We start from the raw sequence: 23,285 nt of genomic DNA on the forward strand, positions 1-23,285 counted from the left end.
CTATTGCTGTAACCAGTCAAGCAGTGGTTTGCCGACGCCCTTTTTTCGGATAGAGGCGGCCGTGTGGATACCGTCGGCGTATAGGACTTTTCCTGTCTTCAGATCCCATAGGGCCGATGCAGATCCCTCGGCCCACTCTTCACGTGAATGGTCCGCGAACATCCATTCCCAGTGATCGGGATTCGGCAAGAACAGCAAGAGTGAATCGACTGGGCGATCTTTTTTCGGCCTGTCACGCCAACTCTTACTGGGTTCCTCGCCAAGCAGGAGCGGGAGCATGTAGGTCAGTCGGGGGCCGTGTTTCGTCGCCCATTCAGGAAACCGTGCCCGTAACGCGTCCAAGGGAAACGCGGTATAAGGAAGCGTCAGATCATAAGCACGGAGCCAAGCAGGCGGCGTGCCGGCATACAGCGAATTTGTTGCATGAATTGGGCCTACGAGTCGCAAGTCAGTCCGCGAGCCGACGCCAATGAGCCCCATTGCAGGGAGACTTTCATCGCGGTCGAATCCGATCGCCTCGGATGCTAGATGAGTTTCCACACCCGCGAAGACGAGAACACCGCGCCATCCCGCCCGACTTCGGAAAGCATCGCGGTCGAGGTCGAGGTCGAGGTGGATGTCGCGGTCGAGGGCATGGGCGAAGTCGAGGGCGCGGTCGAGGGCACGTTCGAGGTCTGCGGCGCGGTTGAGGGCGCGGTTGTGGTAGCGGGTGCGGGTGCGATCGAGGACGCGGGCGACTGCGCGAGGGAAGTCGAGGGCGACGTGCTGTCCCGGATCTTCAGCCATAACGTGGTTGGCGCTTCTTAAAATGGTAGACCTACCTAACAGTAGCGGTCCGACGAGTAGGGGGCTGATCTGCCTAAGCCCCACTCGAATTGGGTGCTCCGCTGTGATCCGCTGCGGGCGTTCGTTTTGAATGTAGAGCACTTGATTCATCAGCCAAGCGGGGGCGTCACCGGGGAGTTCAGTGTTCCAACGCTGGATCAGCCCACGCCAGTCGGGCGGTTCGGGCTGGGTGGAAATCGGTGCGGATCGGTCTGCCCGCAGTCGTGGCATGGCCGCCCCGCGTAGGTCAATCCACACCCAGCCGCCTTCACCCGGAAGCACTGGTAATTGCTCGATAACTTGTGGCAGTTTGCAGTCACGCTCGGAACTATTTGGCACAAAACCGGGTACGATGCGAACACCGTTTACGAGACATTGATAACGGGTTAGTGAATTCGGTAGCTGAGGTTCCGTAAAACTACTCAGCAAGAGTCGCGGCTGGCCCGATGGCAAGTACTCCGATAAGGTAGTCCACTCCGCCGGCGTAAATGACTCAGGACTCGACTCAGGATGGGGAGCGATCAGTCGAATCCTGCTGCCAGTGGCTTCCACAGCGTTCTGTACGACGGATTTGTCGGTCCAGTCGCACACACGCCAATCGGTATCCTCGATCTCCGGAATCTCATGTTCCCATTCCTCAGCCTTGGCCTTCAATGCCATACGATCGAGTGGGACCAACTCGCGATAATGAAATGAGTCATCAACGACGAGAGAATCCGACTGAGCGGCCGCTGACAGCTTGACTGGATACAGCGGCCAGACAATGAAGCGGCTGATCTCGAAACCTGGATCAAGCAATTGCTGCGGAGCAGAAATCTCTTGCTGCTGCTGTTCAAGCACGCTTTTGACTTCTTCGGGAAGATCAAGTTGGTAGAACTCCTGTCGCAGACGTGCAATCAGCACTTCGCGGTTCCAGTCGGGCAGCACAAAGTTATCCTTTAACCAGATCGTCACCTTCGTCCCCGGCAAAGTTGCAGTTTTGTCTGGATAGAAAGCCAAAAGACCGTGGGGTCCGTGAATTTCGGCACGGAAGGGGAAGCGAGCGGTCTCCTGCATTGCTCCGTCCGATGGAGGTTTTCCATCGGTAACCCCCACGGGCCGGGTGTAAATCGTGACCTCATCAGCCAGCATGAAGACTGACAGAAAGCCAATGCCGAACTGTGAGATTGCTGTGCAGAGAATGCCGTTGCGACGCATCAATTCCTGTTCGGCGCGGAAGTCGTCGGACTTGTAATAGCTCTTTCCGATCTGCGTCAAAAAACGGCGCATCGTCCCGACGGTCATTCCGACACCGGAGTCCTGCACGCGAACATAGCGGCGTCCGTCTTCTTCGCCCCACGACACATTGACCTCCGGCTTCTGCCCATCCCACGACTGGTGTGGCTGACGAGGCCTTTCCTTGCTGCCAGCCGCGTTCAGTGCCACGGCTAATTGATAGCGTTGGTCACGCAGGTGTACCGCATCCAACGCATTTTGAACCAGTTCGCGTAAAGCCAGTTCCGGGCCACCATACAGACTCTCGCCCATCAGCAGTTCGACCACAGCATCACGATTCAGGCGAAATTCCATGTCGTGATACAGATATCCGCCTTCGCGCCGCTTGATGTCCACTCGGGCCTGCGACGGCAGGCGAAGTACGGGCCGAGATTTATCCGAAGTTGCAAAGCTGGCCGTCCGGACTTTCTCGATTTCGTCGTTCATCCATCCGATGATCTGGTGGATGGCCTTTTCAACGTTCGGGCTCGGGCACTTGTGGCAGGTGTACAGCAGCGTCCGTCTATCCGCATCAGCTTCCCAGAGCGGGGCTTCGCGAATCGCCAAATGCTTTTGCCACTCGGTCTTGCTGCGTACATCAGTGATCCCGCCGTGGTCAAACAGAACCTTTGGTGTTCGCGACTTGTCGCAGTCGAACACATCCGCAAGTCGCAACAGCCAGCCGATCCATGTCCAGTGAACCGTTCCCAGCTCTGCTCCCAGGGGTTCGGCGTGTGGCTTGGAGATGCCCAGCTGGTTGAGCTGCCGCGGAAGCCAGCCGATGTCCTGATTGTGGCTGACCGCCACCCGGACAATTCGATCGGAGATCGCGTATTCATCCAAAGCCTGAGCCAGCAGACGGTCGCCAGCCGCCAAAAAGTTCAGCCAGTCATCGATCCGGCATTGCCCCGAGTGCGCATCGTCCCTGGCGTGCGAGTCGCGGATGAAGGCGGCACGAATGATCCCCAGCCGCATGCGATTGCGTTGGTCATTGGGAGCCTGCCGAATCGTGGCCCAGTGTTCGTGGCCGTCACGATAGGCATGCCAAGCTTCCGCTTTTTCGTCGGGCGGTTTCTGACTCGGTTCGACGCTGGAGTCATACTCGTCGACCGCATCCAGAGCGGCGAGTTCCTCAGATTCCAGAACCATGCCAAGGTCATGAATGAACGCTGCCCAGATTGCCATGGCACAGTCACCCGCACCAAGCCGCTGCATGCCTTCTTTGCCTCCCGCCAATTCCTCCATAAAGCTGAGGACGTTCCAAAGATGCGTACTGTCGTGCAGCGTGAACTGAGGCAGGTAGCGAACAATCTGTTTGCTGATTGCGTCGGCGGATTCCAGCAGGCGTTTCGTTGCATTGAGCAAGTTTGCCAGCGACGTGCTGTCGGATTCAGAAGTGAGAGTCCGAAGCCGTTGGAAAAATTGCGATTCGTTGCAATCTTTTGCGAGAGGTGCCTGATGTTCTGGCATTGGGTTGGATTGCTCGTTACTGGCTGCGGTTGGATATTGAAGTCCGACAGAATAACAGTCGTAAGGGGCTGTGACAAACTAGCGTCCTGAATTGAATTTCCGGACTCGATGCATGCTCCTCCAACAATCAAATCAGAGGAAAGGGCGATGCGTCCGCTTATGGTGCTTCGCAAATTTTCATTTCTCCACCGGATTCAAAAAACGGCGAGCAAATGGCATCGCAGCTGTGAAGGACAACGGGTCCGGAACCGTTTTGGCTGGCCAGGCAAGCTTGCGTCTAAGTAAAACACGGTGTGCCGCTGCGACCTTCAACTTGCGACGCAATGACATGCACCCGCCACGAACGATAAGTCCGTGGTTTCAGCGATGAATTCGATTTAAACAGTCGCAACGCGATGACAACAATGTTTGCTTTCTCGTTGCTGAGAAAACAACGTTCCCAAGAGCCTCAAGTGCAACGCCGAAATGACCAGAAGGCCCTTTAACTTCTTTACCGTTTCTGCTTCTTCCATAGAAGGCGATGCTCATCATTTAGGCAATGCCGAAGTCCAGCCAACCCACATTCAGCAATTGCTCGACACTCGTCCATGTGTTCTCGGACATCGCGAAGTTGACGTTCCGTCGCGACCACAATTTTCCCAAACATGATTGCGTCCCAAACGGTTGTCCACATATCAGCCAGATTGCGTACATTCCTTACCGAAACACTTTCCGAGCTATCTTCCATTGCGAACAGATCCGTCCGACTGGGCAATTTCTCCGGCACGTGCTTGATTGCACTTGAGAACACCGTTGGGGTGAACCTCGCGACAATGTTCACACACGCGAACCAAGCATCCGGAGGAAGATTCTTACCGTGCCAATCATCGTCGCATGTATCGCCAAGAAAATTAGGGCCAGGCGAAATTCTTTCACCGCTAGCGGAATAGTAGCGACGTTCGATTGAATCAGGAATATCGTGCCCTTGCAACGCATATGCAATGGTCATACGGGATACGAAGTCCACTAGCTCGCGTATTACAACATCAACCGCCCATTTTTCGCACACTCCAAATTTCCCTACTGCTATCCCGTAGAGCGACGAACAGATTGAAGCGGCTTTTTTGCTGGGCACATCATCAATCGTCAAGTTGGAAAAACCTCTCACTTCCTCGCTGAATGCATATTGCGAGAGCAAACGAGAAAGGCTCAGAAAAAATACTCCATCAAGCCTGGACAACTCTAGCAGCACTTTCCCCAAAGCCACCTCGGGTGAGCTAACTGGAAGCGCATTCTGTCCAGAGATAAAACACGAGCCTTTGCCGCAGATACTGTCGTCATTTTCAATCAAACGCAACAGACTCTTGACACCTTCTTGAGCAGCGGCGAAATCCCCATCGACGAAGGCAAATTGCTTTGTCAAATGTAGGAGCCTTAGTCCATTAGGATTGGACCTTGCCGAATCTTCGTCAAAGGCCTCTAAAAGCAAACCAAGACGCTCCGCATCCGTATTTGCATAGGTACGATTCCCTTGCTGATTCGTCAATGAACTAGAAATAATCCTTTTTCGCTTGGCGAGTATGTCATACACTTCGTCACGATAGAGTTCCAGTTCTTTGGGCGTCAGCTTTTTCGTTTGCCTAGGAGTGGTGTCATACAGATCATGATGCGGCAAACATAATGGTGCCAGATTATTGAACTCGTTATTGCTGTTGTCGCGGTCGACGTGAGCGATTTGAATCTGCTTTACGCCAAGGTCGTGCTCCAACCCCCAGCATAGCGAGCATCGTCGTCCCGACCGCGTAAGCACCTCGTGTTCGGTCTGAGAGGGAATTCTGTCACGTGCCATACATCTTGTATCTTTCGACCACCGGCAAATTGAAATTGCTTCGCTACTGATTTTATCCAATTTTGCACGCGTCGTCATTCCCACAGCGTAAGAAAAGAACACAAACGCGGTCCCCCATACCGATTTTCATGATACAGCGGCTACAACTCGCTTACCGTTGGACCTCCGCTGAATCCTGAAGTGTTGTAAATTCGGTGCGAACAACTTACTGCCACATCATTCTCATGTCTTGTCCATTGCAAACGAATTCGCTGGGATCATTCCAATGGCAGGCCGACACCTTCCACATTTTTCATTTTGCCTTTTCCAATCTCCCTCACCACCAGCAGCAGCGTCATTCCGCTGAACCGAGACGCGTTGGCGGCCGGGCTTTTTGCGGCATCCGGTGCAATCAGAGTGGCGTTCTAACCCGCATCCAACCCGAGGCCTCACGTCCTTCGGCTCACAGACACGAACCTATGCAACCAGCAAACAACGCGACTACGGTTCGCTGATCGTGGGGCCGCCGCTGAATTCTTGAGCGGTTTGGATTCGCGGTGCGGGCGAATGACTCGCATCGCTCGGAAGCGCTCGGCTTGGAGGCAATAGCCACTGCATCAATGGCGTGGTCTGCTCGGACATCGGCACCATGACGCTGTGTGACGGTGCGACCGCTTTGGCCAACTCGATCGCAGGCATCTCCAACTCACGAGCTTGGACAGACGTGGTGGCTGGTACCGATTTCCCCGATTTCCGACGATTTCCCATTATGCTTTGATGCGTAACGCGGGATCACGACTCGAGGAGATTAGGTAGGAAGATTTGGGGTAGGAAAATGCATTCTGCCTGGAATCTTCTTACCCCTAATCTTCCTACCTATATCCTTTCTTTCTGAAAGCGTCTTGCCCGGCTACCGAAGTCTCCCTGGGGTTCACGTCCCAGGCTACATGCTGTCGCTGCCACTGCGGCTTGGGAAAACGACAGGAAGAGACGTCTGTGGACACAGCACGTCCCTTGCGCCGGACCCACGCAGTGTGCATAAACTTAGTGATCCGCACCAGTTCCTCTTAAACAGCGACTACGGTTCGCTGATCGTGGGGCCGCCGCTGAATTCTTGAGCGGTTTGGATTCGCGGCGAGGGCGAATGCGTGGCGTCGCTTGGAAGCGCTCGGCTCGGAGGCAATAGCCACTGCATCATCGGGGTGGTCTGCTCGGACATCGGTACTAACACACTGTGCGACGGTGCGACCGCTTTGGCTAACTCGATCGCGGGCATCTCCAACTCACGAGCTTGTACCATCGAGTAGCCGTCGGCAATGAAGACCACGCCGGCAGGCAACCCTTCATAACCTTGCTCGGTGCGACAGATCCCATCAAGCGTCATCTTGGCGCCAAAGATCTGAAACTGCATTGCCAAGTGGTCGTAGGGAACCGGACGTGCACTTGTGGTGTCGGTCACGACGGTCATGCCAAGATCTCGCTGCATCGACGCCAATAGCGACGTCCCCACAAAACCCTCTTTGGCACGCAACTCGGCAATCACGTCGACCGTCTTACCGGGACGAATCATGCCGCGTCGAAACAGTAAACTGGCGTTGCCGGTCAACTGATGAGGCAGTCGCTGAAACAGCCGAGCCAAATCAACCTGATCGAATCGCGACGTGCTCAAATCGACCCACCATCCATCGGGTTCGACACACCATCGCATCATTCCTGAGAACGTGGCATCGCTGCCTAACATCGCCATCGCGTTGCTGTACGGAGCCAGGGCAGAGCAGGGCAGGGCGGTGTCGCCCGTTTCCAGTGTCCACGTCGTCACCGGGGTCACCCCGCTGCGATCGCGAACCACTTCGATGCGAAAACCGCGATCCGTGGGCTGGCCAGTGGGCAAACATTCGATCGTCGCGCGGGTGGAACTGCCGATCATCGATGGGTTGCCCGGTTCGATCCAAGCATCGACGTCACGAAGCGTCATCGGCCCGGTGTCGCTGTGAAGGGTCAAGTCGTTGGCCGCAAAACGGACCGGCGTCGAAACACAAATCGATTGGCACAAGAATCGGTCGTGCACCAATCGCCAAGTATTGCCTAGCTCCGAAGACTGCAGCTCGGGTTGATGCAGCACAATCGAAACGCCATCGTTCACTTCGGTCCAGGTGAGCTTGTAGACCTTGGCAACTTCGCGTTTCGTCTCTGGATCCAACAATCGAACGTTTTGCAGTTCCAATCGCGAGGGACTAGGGCGATCAAAATCTTCGATCTCGACGTCGAACCCCGTGTCCTTGGCGATCGACGCTGTAATCGTTCGCAAACAATGGCGGTGATACCAGGGGGTCCAGGTCACCAGAATCGTCATCAGAACGATCGAAGTCGGCAACGCGCAGCAGACAACGAACACCAAGCGAGCAAAGGCTCGTTGTGTCCGTTCATGCATTGGGAATCCTTTCCCTGCGGGGGCGACCGAAACCGTTGACGTAAAAAACCGTGTTTTCCGGACCCATACGAGTCCGTTTGCAGTGTGCCTCGGAAGCTTCGGGTGCTTCTGATACCCTGCACGCTAGCGAACAGCGATAGACACGTCCGAATCTTAAGTTCATTGCCCTCCTTGCCGATAGGTCGTTTGGGAATATTACAACATGTGGGCAAGGCTAAAATCACATTGGTTTCTGATCTCGCTGGTGTTGGTCTTTGCCATTGGTTTCTTTGCTAGCGAAGCACTGACTCCGCTGTTAGAAATGACGACATTACGCAGTGCGATTGTGTTTGCGGTGATGGGTACGATGGGGATCTCGTTGCCCGCCCAGTCGGTGCGTCAAAGTCTTCGCAAACCGCTGCCAACCCTGCTAGCAATCGCGATCAATATCGCCGTCGTGCCGCTGATGTGTTGGCCGATGAGGGCCTATTTGCCGGCGCCGATCTTTGGCGGTTTGTTCGTCGCATCGCTGGTCCCCTGCACCCTCGCATCGGCTGCCGTGTGGACACGCAAAGCGGGTGGCAACGAATCGATCGCATTGATGACGACCGTCGTTACCAATTTGGCCTGCATCGCGGTGGTGCCAATCGGAGTCGCCTTGGTGCTAGCAAAGACCACGGAACTGTCGGTGACTGATCAGGTCTGGAATCTGACCTTAGTCGTAGTCATTCCCATCGTATTGGCGCAAACGATGCGGATGGTAGGACTTGCGGAATGGGCGGACCGCCAAAAGCTCCGCTTATCCTTCCTTGCCCAGCTCGGTATTCTGTCGATGGTGGGCTTCGGATCGATCGCGAGCGCCATGGTCGTACGCGAAGCGATGCAGGAGAATGCCTCGCTATTTGGCATCCAAATCGGACAGCTTTTTGTCTCAGTGGCGATGCTGCATGTCGCGGCACTCGTGTTTGGCGTCTTCCTGGCACGCATGCTCCAGGCGGACCGCGAGAGTCAGATTGCGGTCGGGATCGCCGGCAGCCAAAAAACGCTGACGATTGGGCTGCAAATCGCCATCGATTGTGGCGTCAGCGTGATCCCGATGCTGATGTACCACTTCACCCAATTGGTCATCGACACGATGATTGCCAGTCACTGGTCAGATGCCAGCAAATCCAAAACGAAATCAAACGAAGAAACCTCAGAGAGTCTCCGAAAAGGGGTCTGACCCTTTGGAGGCGAGTCGTTTTTGCTGAGTTTTTTGCCTCACCGGAGAGGGTCAGACCCCTTTTCGGATACCCTCTCAAACCGATCTGTATGAAGAACAGCTCCTCCTATTCCGAAAAAACGATCGAACAAGCCAAACTGTTTGCGACTCGGTTGAGCAAAAGAGCTCGCCATTTGCGGCGTTATCCCACGCGTCGCGGGATCACATGCTATCGACTGTACGAACGCGATATCCCTGAAATCCCATTGGTGGTCGATCGCTACGAAGACAACCTGCACATCACCGAGTACGAACGGCCGCACGATCGTGAACCGGCCGAGCATTCCGATTGGCTCGATTTGATGGCAAAAACCGCAGGCGAGACGCTGGAAATTCCTGCGAAAAACGTTTACTTGAAGAAACGCGAACGGCAACGGGGAACCAAACAGCACGAAAAGGTCGCCGAGACCGATTCGCGGATTGAAGTCCAAGAGGGAGGACTGAAATTCCTGGTCAACTTGGCCGACTATGTCGACACCGGGTTATTCCTTGATCACCGTGTGACAAGGCAAATGGTCCGCGAGGTCGCCGCAGGCAAAAATTTTCTGAATCTGTTTTGCTATACCGGTTCGTTCAGCGTTTATGCCGCTGCGGGTGGCGCCGCAAAGACGACCAGCGTTGATCTGTCCAAACGCTACATCGAGTGGTCCAAAGTGAACATGCTGCGAAACGGCTTCGATGGTCCCGAACACGAATATTTCGCGATCGATGCCGTTCAGTTCATCAAAGATCACAAACCCGCTGAACTGTATGACCTCGTCGTCTTTGACCCGCCGACGTTTTCCAACAGCAAGAGCACCCAAAACGACTGGGACGTGCAAACCTGTGCGGTGCCGTTCTTAAATCAATTGCTAGCACTCGTCAGCCCTGGCGGAGTGATTTATTTCTCGAACAATTTCCGCGGATTTAAGTTTGATCCGGCGGAGGTTCCGGCGACGACGATCCACGAAATCAGTAACCAAACGGTCCCCGAAGAGTATCGAAATCGGCGGATCCACCGCTGTTGGCGGATTGTGAAGTAGTCGCGTTCCTGCTTCCCACAGTTGCAGGGTCGACGAACAGGTGGGCCGAATCGCTCTTTCGCTTTCTTGGCAAATTTCCCTAAAGTCCGAGAGTCTCTATGCCGAAGGCGTCCACGTTAATGGAGCGACGTTGGTTTGATCCGACTGCTTGCAATACAACTGATTCTGCTGATCACTGCATTGGTGCATGCGCCGACCGCAGCGGCTCAACAGCCGACGATTGTGCAGCAAGAACCTGTCAAGATCGCTGCGGAATCGCTGAACGTCCTCGGTGGCGGTCCGGAACAATGGACTAGCCCCGAAGGTTTGGCGAGCAGCTTGCAAGTCTTGCTGCTGCTAACCGTGCTAAGTCTAGCACCGGCCGTTTTGTTGATGACGACTTGTTATGTCCGCATCATCATCGTGCTTGGACTGTTGCGACAAGCGATAGGGCTGCAATCATTGCCGCCGAGCCAGGTAATGACTAGTATCGCGATGTTCATGACGTTGTTCGTGATGACTCCGGTGTGGACGCGTGTCTACGAAGACGCCGTCAAACCGTACACCGATCCCGACGTCAAAATGTCGATGGAAGAAGCTTACGAAGCCGGTTCGATTCCGATTCGTGAATTCATGTCCAATCAAATCGACGTGGCCGGCAATCATGAAGACGTGCATTTATTTTACGGCTACATGGATCCCGACGCGCCGCTGCCGAGCACGTTCGCCGATGTACCGATGCGAGTGCTTTTACCGGCATTCATCTTGAGTGAACTGAAGACTGCATTTTTGATGGGCTTCCAGATTTACCTGCCCTTTTTGATTGTCGATCTCGTCGTCGCTAGCGTGACGATCTCGATGGGGATGCTGATGCTTCCCCCTGCGGTAATCTCACTGCCGTTCAAACTACTGCTGTTTGTTTTGGTCGACGGATGGCGTTTGGTGGTTCAGATGTTGATGGACAGTTTTGGAACTCTCGCTTAAGGCTTACGTTTGTGATTGACGCTCCTACTGCTGTCGACCTCTGCCGAACCACATTGATGACTGCGGTCGTGATTGCGGCCCCGATGTTGATCGTCGGTATGGGAGCCGGATTGTTAATCGGTTTGTTGCAAGCACTGACACAGATCCAAGACCAAACGGTGGCGTTTGTTCCGAAGGTTCTGGCAATGGCAGCGGTGATGATCGCTTGCATGCCATGGTTGATGAGCCGGATGGTCGAATTCACCCGAAATGTGTTTGAGAACGCAGGGTCGCCGTAATGGAACCGTCCGATTTTCCGTCGCTAGTTCAATGGGCGATCGATCATCTTGTCCTCGGGGTGCTCGTATTAACGCGGCTCAGTACGCTGTTGATTTCGATGCCCGCGATCGGTGTGGGAGTCCCCAAGCGAGTGCGAGCGTTATTGGCGATTGCAATCACGATGTTATTGCTTCCGCCGGTGGCCGCCCACGTCGACAATGAATCGCTGCCCCGAATCGACAACTTAATTGAACTGACGATCGCCGTGGCTCGCGAGGGGCTAATCGGATTATTGATTGGATCAACCATCCAATTGATCGTTACTGGACTACAACTCGCTGGCGAAACGATCACCGGCACGGGCGGCATGCAATTGGGCGATGCCGTGGATCCGACCACGTCAAGCAGTATGCCAACGCTGGCTCGTTTGATCGGGCTACTGGTCACGGCGATCATGCTGGGACTCGGTGGCCACCGGATGTTGCTGGGGATTTTGGTCGACAGTTTTGAAGCGATGCCCGCGGGCAAAGTGACGTTCGACGAATCGATGATGACGTTGGTGGTCGACCAAATGACCGCTGGAATGACGGCCGGCATTCGTGTCTCGGCCCCCGTGGTCGCGGCACTGCTGCTGAGCAACGTGTTAACCGGATTGATCAGCCGAACGCTGCCGCAAATTAACGTGTTGGCGATCGGGCTTAGCATCAACGCGTTGGCACTACTCGTGGTGACGACGCTGACGATCGGTTCAGTGGGATTGATTTTCGAGCAAGAATTAGTGGACGCGGCAGCAAAAATCAGCAAAATTTGGTAACGCAGAAAAGGTAACCGCAACAGAACATGTCTGACAGCAGTGGTGACAAGAAGCATTCAGCGACCGAGAAGCGGCGCAGGCAGGCTCGCGAACAAGGCCAAGTGGTTCGCAGCCAAGACCTGACCTCCGCCGCTCTGCTGCTGGCTGCACTCGGAGCTCTTTGGATGCTTGGCGCCCCCGCTGCGGAAACCCTTGCCGCCGCGCTGGCCGATGCACTCTCCACGCCTCGAATCACGCCTTTTGGAACCGAGGATGCCTCCCATTGGTTATTGACGACCGGCGGACGTTTGGCGATCGCAGCGACGCCGTTGTTGTTAGCAATGTTAGTCGCTGGAGTGCTCGCCAATGTGATGCAAACTGGGCTACTGATTGCACCGGACAAGATCACACCGAAACTCAGTAACATCAGCCCGCTGTCGGGAGCCAAACGCATTCTGTCGATGCAGGGTGTCGCTAAGATTGGATTTGGCTCGTTTAAAGTCGCCATCATCAGCGTGGTCGCCTATTACGCCGTCCGCAAATACCAAGACTCGATCCTCGGACTCGCCGCACTCTCGGTTCCTCAAATCGCTAGTGTGCTATTTGAAGCACTGATTGGAACCTGCGTTTGGGTTGGCGGTGCTTTGTTCGTGCTCGCGGTTCTTGAGTACGCGTTCCAGAAATGGAAGAACGAGCAAGAGTTAATGATGACCGACCAAGAGATGCGTGACGAGATGAAAGAAACCGAGGGCGACCCGCAAGTCGCCGCGCGACGTCGCCAAGTACAGCGCCAAATGATGATGCAGCGAGTTGGTAGCGAAGTCCCCAAAGCGGACGTGGTGGTCACGAACCCAACCGAGTTGGCAATTGCGATTCAGTATGATCCGACCACGATGCCCGCTCCGATCGTGTTGGCCAAAGGTGCTGGGGTGATCGCCCAGAAGATCCGCCGACTGGCGCTAGAAAACAGCATCCCCGTGGTCGAGCGAAAACCGCTCGCCCAAGTACTGTACAAAACGGTCGACGTCGGCGATTCGATTCCTGCGGATCAATACCAAGCTGTCGCCGAAGTGCTTCGCTACGTCTACCAATTGCAAGGCAAGAAGATCCCGAAGGCGACCGCCGCCTAGTGCGACTGTCCCATTTCGTGAGCCGAACGCGCTAGCGTCGGGCCGTCACTTGGTAAAACGTTGGCAAAATGAGGCCCGCGGCTGGCGCCGTCGGCTCACAAATACGGGGAAAGCGATGAACCACTCGGGGTGCGTACCAAGTCCACTTTTTGCAATTATCCGAGCAAAAATTGCGAACCGTTGACGTGGGTCGGCTTCTCTAAGTATGATACTGCCATGAACAAAAACCTCTATCTCCTATCGCTGCTACTGCTGCGACGCTTCGGCGGCGGGTGATGAGGCTTTGTTTAGCCACTTTTTAAGTGGCAAATTCAAAAACACATAAGACCCGAGTCGCCAAGCGACCCGGGTTTTTTTATTGTTTTCGCTAACTGTCTACTTATTCCAATAGGAACCACTGCGATGTCACAGTCCCCTTCGGGCAATGAAGCGGCCGAGAAACCATCCGACGCGTCCGATTCACGCATGATCCGTATCTTTGATACGACGTTGCGTGATGGTGAACAATCTCCGGGTGCCAGTATGAATCTGGTCGAAAAACTCGAAGTCGCTCAGGCCCTCGCCGATCTGGGCGTCGATATCATCGAAGCGGGGTTCCCGATCGCATCCCCGGGCGATTTTGAAGCGGTCAAACAGATTGCGCAAACCGTCCGCGGTTCCACGATCTGTGGGTTGGCACGTTGTAGCGACAAAGACATCGATGCGGCATGGGAAGCGGTGAAGTACGCTCCGCAAGCACGAATCCACGTCTTTCTTGCCACCAGTGCGATTCATCGCGAATTCAAACTGAGAATGACGACGGATGAAATTGTCGAGCGAGCCGTCGCTGGCGTGCGTCGCGCCGCGAACTACTGTGACGACGTCGAGTTCTCACCCGAGGACGCCTGCCGCACCGAACACGACTTCCTCTGCCGAGTCGTCGAAGCGGCGATCGACGCTGGTGCGACCACCATCAACGTGCCCGATACGGTTGGCTACACCAACCCTAAAGAAATCTTCAACGTCTTTCGCATGTTGCGTGAACGTGTTCCCAACATGGACAAGGCAGTGTTGAGCACGCATTGCCACGATGACCTCGGCATGGCCGTTGCCAACAGCTTGGCTGCAATCGAAGCCGGGGCAGGGCAGATCGAATGCACGATCAATGGGATCGGCGAACGCGCCGGCAACGCGGCACTCGAAGAAGTCGTGATGGCATTGAAGACCCGTCGCGACTACTACCAATGCGATACCGGCATCGACACGCGGCGATTGGTTCCCGTTAGCCGATTGGTCAGCAAAATGACTGGCATGCAAGTGCAACGCAATAAAGCGATCGTCGGCCGCAACGCGTTCGCCCACGAATCGGGGATCCATCAAGATGGGATGCTCAAAGAACGCAGCACCTACGAGATCATGTCACCTGATGACGTCGGAGTCGCAAAGACCGACTTGGTGCTGGGTAAACACAGCGGCCGCGCCGCACTTGCAGATCGCGCCAAGACGCTCGGTTACACGTTGACCGGCGAACAATTGCAAACGGTGTTTGACCAATTCAAACGGCTTGCCGACAAAAAGAAAGACATCTACGACGGAGACATCGTCGCTCTGATCCAGCAACAGATCAGCGGCAGCGTTGCCCAAGAATGGACGCTCGTCGATTACGAAGTCACCAGCGGAACGTCGCGTTCGCCACACGTCCGAGTCACTCTGGAACACGGTGATCGGCAAATCACGGAAGAAGTCGAGCAAGGAGACGGACCGATCGACGCTGCGTTTTGGGCTGTCGAAAAGATCACTGGCATCGAATTGGTGTGCAAAGATTTCCGTGTCCGCAGTGCCACACTCGGTCGCGATGCGATCGGCGAAGTGAACCTCGAAGTCGAACACAAGGGAAAGACTTACCGAGGCGTCGGTGCCAGCACCGATAGCGTCGAGAGCACGATCCTGGCGATGCTCAACGCGATCAACCGGATCATCGCGAAAGAGAACTAACGGGTTCGTCGAGCAAATGGCCAACGTAGTGGATCTTGCTAAAGACCTTTCACGCGGGATCTTTGACGAGATCCAATTGCGAGGAAATAGGGATCTTTAGCAAGATCCACTACGGGGGAGTGCGGAAAAGTCGCGTCGCTTAACGCTGTGGTTCTTCGGGCTCTTCGATTTCCGATGCGGACTCGAAATGAACTTGCTCTTCATTATCGCTTTCTACAAAACCGATGCCGAGCTGATCGAGCATGTCTTCGTCCTTGGACTCGTTTTCCGATGTGGGAAACGTCAACTCGCCAGTCATCGGATCGGGCTGGACACGCAACGACTCTTCATCGGGAGCGAACGATTCTTCACCTCGTAGCATGCTGATCTGAGGCTCGCTCGTTTCCGAATCGTCTTCGGTGGGTGCATCTTCCAAAAAGAGATCCTCGGACAACATATCCTCGGACACCGTATCTTCGGAACCCATGGCGTACGTATCGTTTGCCGGTGAATCGGTATCCGATACCGAACTTTCGTCATCGTCAGCGAACAATTCACCCACATCAAGTGGGTCGGGATCGGCTTCGCTATCGATTACTTCCGAATCGACCGATTGGCGATCCGACGAGGGATCCTTTAGCTCGACGTCAGCGACATCCACCGTACCGAGTTCGTCTTCACTGGGCAGCGGATCGAGTTCATCTTGCTCTTCGAAATCCTCGTCGATCTCGATCGTTTCCAACACCGTAACTTCATCGTCCGATTCGCTCGGTTCGGAATCGACTTCGACAACGCCGATTGCTTCTCCGGTCAAAGCAGCAGAGGAAGCAGCGAGTGCGGCATCGGCGAATCCAATCGAGCCCAGATCCTCAGCGTCTGCCGTTTCCTCTTCGGAAATTTCAACAGCGGCCCCCGTGGCATCACCGCCTGCTCGGTTGGGAAAAATCTCTTCGACATTGCCTCGCAACACTTTGTAACCAAGCTCAATCGCTTGCTCTTCGCTCCAGCCATTGAAGCCCACAAAATGCTCGGCAAGAATGTTCGCCAAGATGTTGCGATACATGTCAAACTTAGGCCACACAAACTCTAACTTGTACGCGTCGCTGTAGTAGGCGATCTGTTTGGTTTGCGGAACTGCTTCCAAACGAACCGCCGCATCACGGTGGATAAACGAAGGCGTATTGCTGTACCACCAGTGACCATTAGTGATCACGTTGGGAAAGATCCAGGCATAGCTGACGAGTTCCTGGTTAGTGACACTCGCTAACACCGAAACCGGAAATTTGACTTCGGGGAATGTGTTAAACAGTTCACGATACTGAATCAGCGAAACTCGTGAGTCGTAGAGGTCCTGGCCTTGAAAAACGCCTTCTGCATAAACGCCACGATTGACCCCGATCATCAAATCAAACGGCAACTTGAACTCGTCACAAAGTTCAGCCAGCATCCAAAAGACCGCTCGCGATAGCGCGGCAAGGTGTGCGGCATCCACCGATTCGCCATGACGCAGCACGGCGCCCAATGCGTTGGACGCGCGTCCTTCGTTGACCATCGTCGGCTCGAACCAAGGCGGCAGCGAAATTGCACACGCGCGAGCACCGTTTTGTGTGAAGTGTTCGAACCGCTGGCGAATCGCACTCCGCAGACTGCTGAGCGAACTATTCAGCGCCACCCCACTGCAGCGCTCGAGTCGTTCGCGGACTTCGCGTTGGTGCAACTTGAACACCAAGTCATCGGTTCGCAAACATGGAATGTAGGTGTTCGTGTCAAACCCGCTCAACTCATCGTCAAAGTCATTGGTCAAGAAAACCGCTTCGACGTTGCTTTGATCCAACACCATTTGGGACCACTGAGCCGATGCCATTGAACTCTCAGCAGCGTCGTAAACCGATTCCCAATTGGAGGTGTCGATGCGATCCGCCTCGAAGCCAAAAAATTTCTTGCAGATTTCGACGAGCCAGCGGTACTGAGAGGTATTTTCGATTGGCCCGAGGTTGTGCACCAAACGTCGGACTAACTCGCGAGGCGAGATCCCCGGCTCTTCGATTTCGTGCTTGGGCATCCCCGAGGAATGTGCTAGTTCGGTGTAGTAGTGGTAGCCCAGCAAATCGGCGAGCGTTCGCGACGCCGGAGCATGCGGATTGATGTGGGTGTGCGGATCGATCAATCGGATCGAGGCGATGGCTTGGTAAATCGACTCTCGGGCTGGATGCGACATGACTCTCGGGCGCCGGCGGGAATGCGTAAAAACAGGGGTGAATGATGGCCCTTAGCATACATTGTTTGGGGGTGAGGCGTCTTGGCCTAACACAATCGCCAAGAACGATTTTCAGGCAAACTCACTATCAATCCGCTCGGCGGTTCGCATCAATCGCCCTGCACCAGAACTCATAGCCAACCTAAGCCGCAAATTCCGACGAAGCGGACAAATCCGCGATACCGGCCGCATTAGGGTGGTGAACGGGCAATTGTTCTGGAAAATCACCTGCAGGTTGCCAAAAAATCATTTCGCGATTGACCGGACACTGCTCTACAATAGGATCGCAATCAAAGCCATTCATCACAGAGAGAGATGGACGGCACGTTCTCGGTGCGTTCGGAGTCCGTCCACTTATGCTTCCCAATGATCCCTCGTCATCGACTGCTGCGAACGACTCATCCGAAAACACGACACCAGTCACACCCGAATCGGCCAATCTCGATTCTGCCCGCGTGGCCAATCCTGCCCGCGTGCCCGATTCAGCCCGTGTGGCCAATCCTGCCCGTGTGCCCAACTCAGCCCGCGTGATCGCACGTTTCGATGGTGCTCATCGTGATCCGCAAACGCCCAATCTTTCGCGAAATCGCGAGTCTGAACTTCCTCAGCGGTCCGTTTCACCGCCGGTTCCGCCGCCAGTGGAAGTGACCTTAATGCGGCTGAAGGTGCCATCGGCCAAATCTGCGGTGGAAAGGACCGATGTGGAAACCGCCACGGAAGACCCGAGTTTGACAGAAACTTCTGATACTCAGTCAAATTTCGAGAATCGTGACGCTAACGCAACCGAGACGGTAAACGAGCTGTGCGAAACCGAGCCAAAATCCGAAGACGCCGAGGCGTCGAAAGAAATCGAAGCCGCTAAGGAAACCGACGACAAGCAGGCCAAACGCAAATCGCTGCGTCATCCCGATCCGATCCTGCAAAGTTTGATGCTGTTGGCGACAATGGGATTGATGCTGGCCGCCGCTCGCTTCGCTGTCCCTCAAATTGTCGAAGAGATTCGTTATTCATGGCACCGTGCTGAATTGCGGGCTGAGCACGACATGAGCAGCGAGGGGCTCAAAAACGTTTCGTTGGACACGCTGAGCGAAGCCTATCAAATGGTCACCGCCGCGGTTGCCCCCAGCGTCGTCCACATCGAAGTCAAGCGACGCCCAAGCGATGCCCTCGTATCAGCGACCAGTTTCCGACGCTCCGAGGTGCTGACGACTTCGGATCAAGGTAGTGGCGTAATCGTTGACGAGGATGGCTACATCGTTACCAATCGCCACGTGATCGCCGATGGTGAAGACGTGATGGTGACCCTCAGCGATGGGCGACGCACGGCGGCAGTAGTGGTAGGGGCAGATCCGCTTACCGACCTTGCCGTGCTAAAGATCAACTCCAACAAATTGATTCCGATTCAGTGGGGTGACAGTGACCGCTGCCGCGTGGGGTCACCGGTGTGGGCCGTCGGCAGCCCGTTTGGACTCGATCGCACGGTCACGTTCGGCATTCTCAGTGGCAAACATCGCTTGGTCCGCGCCAGCACCCAGTATCAAGATTTCATGCAAAGCGACGTGGCGGTCAATCCCGGCAACAGCGGTGGCCCGCTTGTCGACGCCCGAGGAACCCTAATCGGCATCAACACTGCGATTGTGGGCGACACCTACCAAGGGGTCAGTTTTTCCATCCCCAGCAACGTGGCCCAGCAAATCTACGAGCGTTTGAAAGCTTCCGGCCGAGTCGAACGAGGCTGGCTCGGCGTCGGATTGGCCGACGTTGCCGATCATGAATTGATCGGAGACGACGCGCGAGTCCGCGGTGCGATGATTTCGGGATTGGCAGACAAAGAATCACCAGCTGCCGTGGCGGGTTTACGCAAAGGCGATCTGATTCTCCGCGTGAACAACAAACACGTCACCGACCGCGGTCATTTGATGCGACTGATCGGCGATTCCTTGGCCGAAACCGTCGTCGACGTGGAAATCTATCGCGAGAACAAAAAAGAAATCGTGCCTGTTCGACTGGGCAGCCGCCCTGATTTCGAGCCGTTATAGTGCGTGATTAACGGGATTTTGCTGCAGTGGTTGCTCAAGTGACCCCCGATTCGGGGCACCGCGAACCCCGGTTCCCATAATCACGTCAAGGGACGACGGGGCACTTCCGGCGAAAGAGCACCGCGACCAACCGAGACTTTCCCTCGCCCGGCCGCGTAGCAGCTACGGTCATTACGACCCATTGGACACGTAAATTGCAGCCAATTCTCCTGCACTCCCGTGATTGCACTATTGAGTTCGATGGCTAGTATGGGCTTAGTCAATTTGTCGACAGGAAAAACCCAATGTTTTCGTCACTCCAATTACGCTTCTGTATGAAATACCTACCGACCCAAATCGTCAAAATAAGCTCGTTTTGCTTGGCTTTTTCACTCACATTCCTCAGTGCTGCCGCCTTGGCAGACGCTCCGGATACTGGAAAGCCCACCTCCGTCGAGGGGATTGCAAAGGAAAAACCGAGCGAAGGCCCTTCGGTCAAGGTGGATGAGGGATACATGGTTCCCTACACGATGACGATCCCCGGTACCGATCTGACGATCGACATGGTTCCAGTCCCAGGCGGATCGTTCCTGTTGGGCAGCCCCGAAGACGAAGAGGATCGTGGCGAAGCCGAAGGTCCTCAGATCAAAGTCAACGTCGACCCAATGTGGGTTGCTAAAAATGAGATCAATTGGGCTCAGTACAAAGAATTCATGTCGCTGTACAACGTGTTCAAGGAATTCGAACGGGAGAGCATTCGCCCCGTCGACGACTCGAACAAAGCCGACGCGATCACCGCACCGACCCAGCTTTACGAACCCAGTTTCACCTACGAATACGGCGAGCGTCCCGAGCAGGCCGCCGTCACGATGACCCAATACGCGGCCCAACAGTTCACCAAATGGTTAAGTGCCATCACGGGGGAACAATATCGATTGCCGACCGAAGCGGAATGGGAATATGCCGCTCGCGGTGGCAAAGCGACCGCATTTAGCTGGGGTGATTCCGCCGACGATATTGACGACTACGCGTGGTATTACGACAACGCCGACGAAGGCCAAGAAGCGGTCGGAACCAAAAAACCGAACCCCTACGGACTGCATGATATGCACGGCAATGTGGCCGAATGGACCGTCAATCAGTACACCGAAGATGGCTACGAATCGTTTGCCGACAAAAGCCCGATCAACGCAACCGATGTGGTCAAGTGGCCCGAAACATCGTCCCCCTGTGTCGTCCGCGGCGGCAGCTGGGAAATGGACCCGAACGAACTTCGCAGTGCCGCTCGTTTGGGATCGGATGACGTTGAATGGAAAGATTCTGACCCCAACTTTCCCAAGAGCCCATGGTGGTTGACCGACTATCCGTCGCGTGGCATCGGTTTCCGATTGTTCCGATCGTACAAACCGCTCGAAAAAGAAACGATTACCAAGTTCTGGGATTCCACTTCCGGAGAAGTCCAATTGGACGTCGAATCGCGAGTGATGGAAGGTCGCGGCGGCTACGGTTTGGTCGACGAGAAGCTTCCCGAAGTCATCAAGGCGATGAAAGCGAAGCAATAATCACGCGATTCATTTTGAGATGACCTGACAAAATCAGTCAGGTCATACCCAAATTCGCGTCGACATATCACAATACGGCGAATCACCCGATTTTCCGTGGATGTGGCACACAGCCTGACGGATCTAGCCTGACGGTGCTTGTGTGCTGCAGTCGTTATCGGGCACTGCGGAGACGCTCCCCGCTTCGACCGACGCCTAGCAGGGCAGAATGGGCAGGGCAGGGCGGAATCCGCTTTTTTTGGACCTCTCGACTTCTCGCTCTCCCACAGCTTGCGGCTTCATGACGGGCACCCATTCATGACGGGCGGATCCCACGACGGATTCCCCCTCAATCATTTTCATAACCACCTATTAAGAACCTATTTCCGTGTACGAAACTCTTGCTCTCGTTGGCGCCACCGGTGCGGTGGGCCGCATTGTCCTTGAACAACTTGCCGAGCGTGAACTGCCAATCAAGCGACTAAAACTGCTCGCGTCGGAGCGATCGGTTGGCAAGGAAGTGCATTTCCGCGGAGAAACTCTCAAGGTCGAATTGCTGGAACCTTCCGCGTTTAACCATATCGATCTTGTCATCGCCAGTACCCCGGACGAAATCTCGGCCGAATTCGCACCGTGGGCAGTCAAAGCCGGCGCCGTTGTGGTCGACGAGAGCGGTTATTGGCGAATGGACCCAAAAGTGCCATTGATTGTACCGGAGGTCAATCCGGAAGCAGTCGACAATCATCAAGGCATCATTGCCAGCCCGAACTGCAGCACCACACAAATGGTCGTTGCGTTGGCGCCACTGCATCGTGCCGCTCGCGTTCGCCGCGTGGTCGTCAGCACGTATCAAGCTACCAGCGGAGCTGGTCTGGCTGGTAACGAAGAACTGAACGACAGCGTTCGCAGCGCATTGGTTGGACAAACGCACCCTCCTAAAACGTTCCAGCATCCGATTGGCTTCAACCTGATTCCACAAATTGGCTCGGAGAAGCACGAAGGCTATACGAGCGAAGAGATGAAGATGGTTTACGAGACACGCAAGATCCTGGGCGACGAGGACATCCAAGTCTGCCCAACATGTGTGCGTGTCCCTGTTTCCACCGGACATAGCGAATCGATCCTTGTCGAAACGGAGCGTCCGTTGTCGCTCGAAGAAGCCAAAGAACTGCTCCGCCAAGGCGAAGGGATCACGATCGTTGACGATCTGCAGGCCGGCAAGTACCCGATGCCACGCGATTGCAATGGCAAAGACGACGTGTTCATTGGCCGAATCCGCAGAGACATCAGCGGCGGCAACGGCATCACGTTTTGGTGTGTCAGCGATAACCTTCGCAAAGGCGCCGCGACCAACGCGGTCCAGATCGCTGAATTGTTGATCAAGCGATCGGCAACGAAAACAGCGTAGTGGCAGCCTTGGTCGATCGCACGTTCAAATTAACCATTGCCTACGATGGAACCGATTTTTCAGGTTGGCAAATCCAACCGCAAAAGCCGACCATCCAAGGCATGCTCGAACGTGCGCTCGTCAAACTGACACGAGAGCGGGTGCATGTGACCGGCAGCGGACGCACCGACGCCGGGGTGCATGCGTTGGCCCAAGTGGCAAGCTTGCGAACTCCGAATTGGCGTGCCAGTGCATCGGATTTGGTCAAAGCGATGAACGTCAATTTGCCGCCGACCATCGTGGTCACCGATGCGGTCGACGCGCCCAATGACTTCCATGCGATCCGCGACGCCATTGGCAAACGATACCGCTACCAGTTGCAGGTCGGTGGCCTGCGGAATGTGTTCGACTATCGCTATCGCTGGCATCTTCATCACGACATCGATCTGGACGCGGTCACCGAAGCAGCCGCTCGGTTCGTCGGCAAACATGACTTCGCCAGCTTTCAAGCGGTTGGCAGCCCACGCAAAACAACCACTCGCAATGTGAAGGTTTGCGAAATCATTCGTGAACCTTCGATGAACGGTGGTGGCCATTTGTTTTCGATTGAAATCGAGGCCGATGGCTTCCTGTACAACATGGTTCGCAACATCGTGGGCACGTTGATGGAAGTGGGCAAGGGCAAGTATCCTCCCCAGCACATCGACAATGTGATCGAAGCAGCCAATCGCGATGTCGCTGGCCCCACCGCTCCGCCGCAAGCTCTCTTTCTAAAACGCGTTAACTACTTGCCGTTCGCTTGAACGCATTCATCAAACGCACATTCGCCATTCACACGACCTTCACACTTCGGTCGTATTGAACTGGTACTCTTACGTTCGCCAGAACGATTCACCTGTGCTTCGCATTCTGTCGATGGCTAGACTACATCCATGT

16 protein-coding genes are annotated in these 23,285 nt (G+C 55.0%); 11 read left to right on the plus strand and 5 right to left on the minus strand.

Features of this window, described 5'->3' with window-relative positions; translation table 11 throughout:
- The 4 genes from SH528x_RS33450 to SH528x_RS33465 form a co-directional block, all read right to left on the minus strand.
- Complete coding sequence (locus SH528x_RS33450; RefSeq protein WP_442507758.1) at window positions 1–3,549, minus strand: HD domain-containing protein; 3,549 nt, start codon at window positions 3,547–3,549, stop codon at window positions 1–3.
- Window positions 3,550–4,039: 490 nt separating this feature from the next.
- Window positions 4,040–5,296 (minus strand): hypothetical protein, encoded by a 1,257-nt coding sequence (locus SH528x_RS33455; RefSeq protein ID WP_442507759.1) that lies wholly within the window; start codon window positions 5,294–5,296, stop codon window positions 4,040–4,042.
- A 561-nt stretch (window positions 5,297–5,857) separates the two neighbouring features.
- The gene (locus tag SH528x_RS33460) at window positions 5,858–6,124 is read right to left on the minus strand and encodes a hypothetical protein (RefSeq protein ID WP_442507760.1); all 267 of its coding nucleotides are present in this window, start codon (window positions 6,122–6,124) and stop codon (window positions 5,858–5,860) included.
- Window positions 6,125–6,434: 310 nt separating this feature from the next.
- Complete coding sequence (locus tag SH528x_RS33465) at window positions 6,435–7,787, minus strand: hypothetical protein (RefSeq protein ID WP_442507761.1); 1,353 nt, start codon at window positions 7,785–7,787, stop codon at window positions 6,435–6,437.
- 202 nt (window positions 7,788–7,989) lie between these two features.
- Here SH528x_RS33465 and SH528x_RS33470 point away from each other — a divergent pair, with 202 nt between their 5' ends.
- From SH528x_RS33470 to SH528x_RS33500, 7 genes are all read left to right on the plus strand, one after another.
- Window positions 7,990–8,988 carry a bile acid:sodium symporter family protein gene (locus SH528x_RS33470; protein ID WP_442507762.1) on the plus strand — a complete coding sequence of 333 codons (999 nt, stop codon included), beginning with the start codon at window positions 7,990–7,992 and terminating at the stop codon, window positions 8,986–8,988.
- An 89-nt stretch (window positions 8,989–9,077) separates the two neighbouring features.
- On the plus strand, window positions 9,078–10,049 hold the full coding sequence (locus SH528x_RS33475) for a class I SAM-dependent methyltransferase (RefSeq protein ID WP_442507763.1): 972 nt from the start codon (window positions 9,078–9,080) through the stop codon (window positions 10,047–10,049).
- A 219-nt stretch (window positions 10,050–10,268) separates the two neighbouring features.
- Window positions 10,269–11,012: a flagellar type III secretion system pore protein FliP gene (gene fliP / locus SH528x_RS33480; protein WP_442512226.1), complete on the plus strand. Its 744-nt coding sequence runs from the start codon at window positions 10,269–10,271 to the stop codon at window positions 11,010–11,012.
- Between the two features lie 14 nt (window positions 11,013–11,026).
- Window positions 11,027–11,290, plus strand: a complete 264-nt coding sequence (locus SH528x_RS33485) for a flagellar biosynthetic protein FliQ (protein ID WP_442512227.1) — start codon at window positions 11,027–11,029, stop codon at window positions 11,288–11,290.
- The gene (locus SH528x_RS33490) at window positions 11,290–12,084 is read left to right on the plus strand and encodes a flagellar biosynthetic protein FliR (RefSeq protein ID WP_442507764.1); all 795 of its coding nucleotides are present in this window, start codon (window positions 11,290–11,292) and stop codon (window positions 12,082–12,084) included. Before SH528x_RS33485 ends, SH528x_RS33490 begins: the two co-directional genes overlap by 1 nt.
- Before the next feature lie 26 nt (window positions 12,085–12,110).
- Window positions 12,111–13,193, plus strand: coding sequence for a flagellar biosynthesis protein FlhB (gene flhB, locus SH528x_RS33495; RefSeq protein ID WP_442507765.1), 1,083 nt, complete (start codon window positions 12,111–12,113; stop codon window positions 13,191–13,193).
- Between the two features lie 402 nt (window positions 13,194–13,595).
- Window positions 13,596–15,167, plus strand: coding sequence for a 2-isopropylmalate synthase (locus tag SH528x_RS33500; RefSeq protein WP_442507766.1), 1,572 nt, complete (start codon window positions 13,596–13,598; stop codon window positions 15,165–15,167).
- Window positions 15,168–15,306: 139 nt separating this feature from the next.
- On the opposite strand, the gene SH528x_RS33505 is transcribed toward SH528x_RS33500, so the two are convergent.
- Window positions 15,307–17,364 (minus strand): glucuronate isomerase, encoded by a 2,058-nt coding sequence (locus SH528x_RS33505; RefSeq protein WP_442507767.1) that lies wholly within the window; start codon window positions 17,362–17,364, stop codon window positions 15,307–15,309.
- A 395-nt stretch (window positions 17,365–17,759) separates the two neighbouring features.
- On the opposite strand from SH528x_RS33505, the gene SH528x_RS33510 reads away from it, so the two are divergent.
- The 4 genes from SH528x_RS33510 (at window position 17,760) to truA (ending at window position 23,152) form a co-directional block, all read left to right on the plus strand.
- A complete protein-coding gene (locus tag SH528x_RS33510) occupies window positions 17,760–19,442 on the plus strand; it encodes a S1C family serine protease (RefSeq protein ID WP_442507768.1) in 1,683 nt (560 codons plus the stop codon).
- A 314-nt stretch (window positions 19,443–19,756) separates the two neighbouring features.
- Window positions 19,757–20,983, plus strand: a complete 1,227-nt coding sequence (locus SH528x_RS33515) for a formylglycine-generating enzyme family protein (protein ID WP_442507769.1) — start codon at window positions 19,757–19,759, stop codon at window positions 20,981–20,983.
- A 367-nt stretch (window positions 20,984–21,350) separates the two neighbouring features.
- On the plus strand, window positions 21,351–22,370 hold the full coding sequence (locus SH528x_RS33520; protein WP_442507770.1) for an aspartate-semialdehyde dehydrogenase: 1,020 nt from the start codon (window positions 21,351–21,353) through the stop codon (window positions 22,368–22,370).
- Complete coding sequence (gene truA, locus SH528x_RS33525; protein WP_442507771.1) at window positions 22,370–23,152, plus strand: tRNA pseudouridine(38-40) synthase TruA; 783 nt, start codon at window positions 22,370–22,372, stop codon at window positions 23,150–23,152. The genes SH528x_RS33520 and truA overlap by 1 nt, the downstream gene beginning before the upstream one ends.
- Window positions 23,153–23,285 lie beyond the last annotated feature (133 nt).

It is taken from the genome of Novipirellula methanifontis (assembly GCF_052161655.1).
GTDB lineage: Bacteria > Planctomycetota > Planctomycetia > Pirellulales > Pirellulaceae > Novipirellula.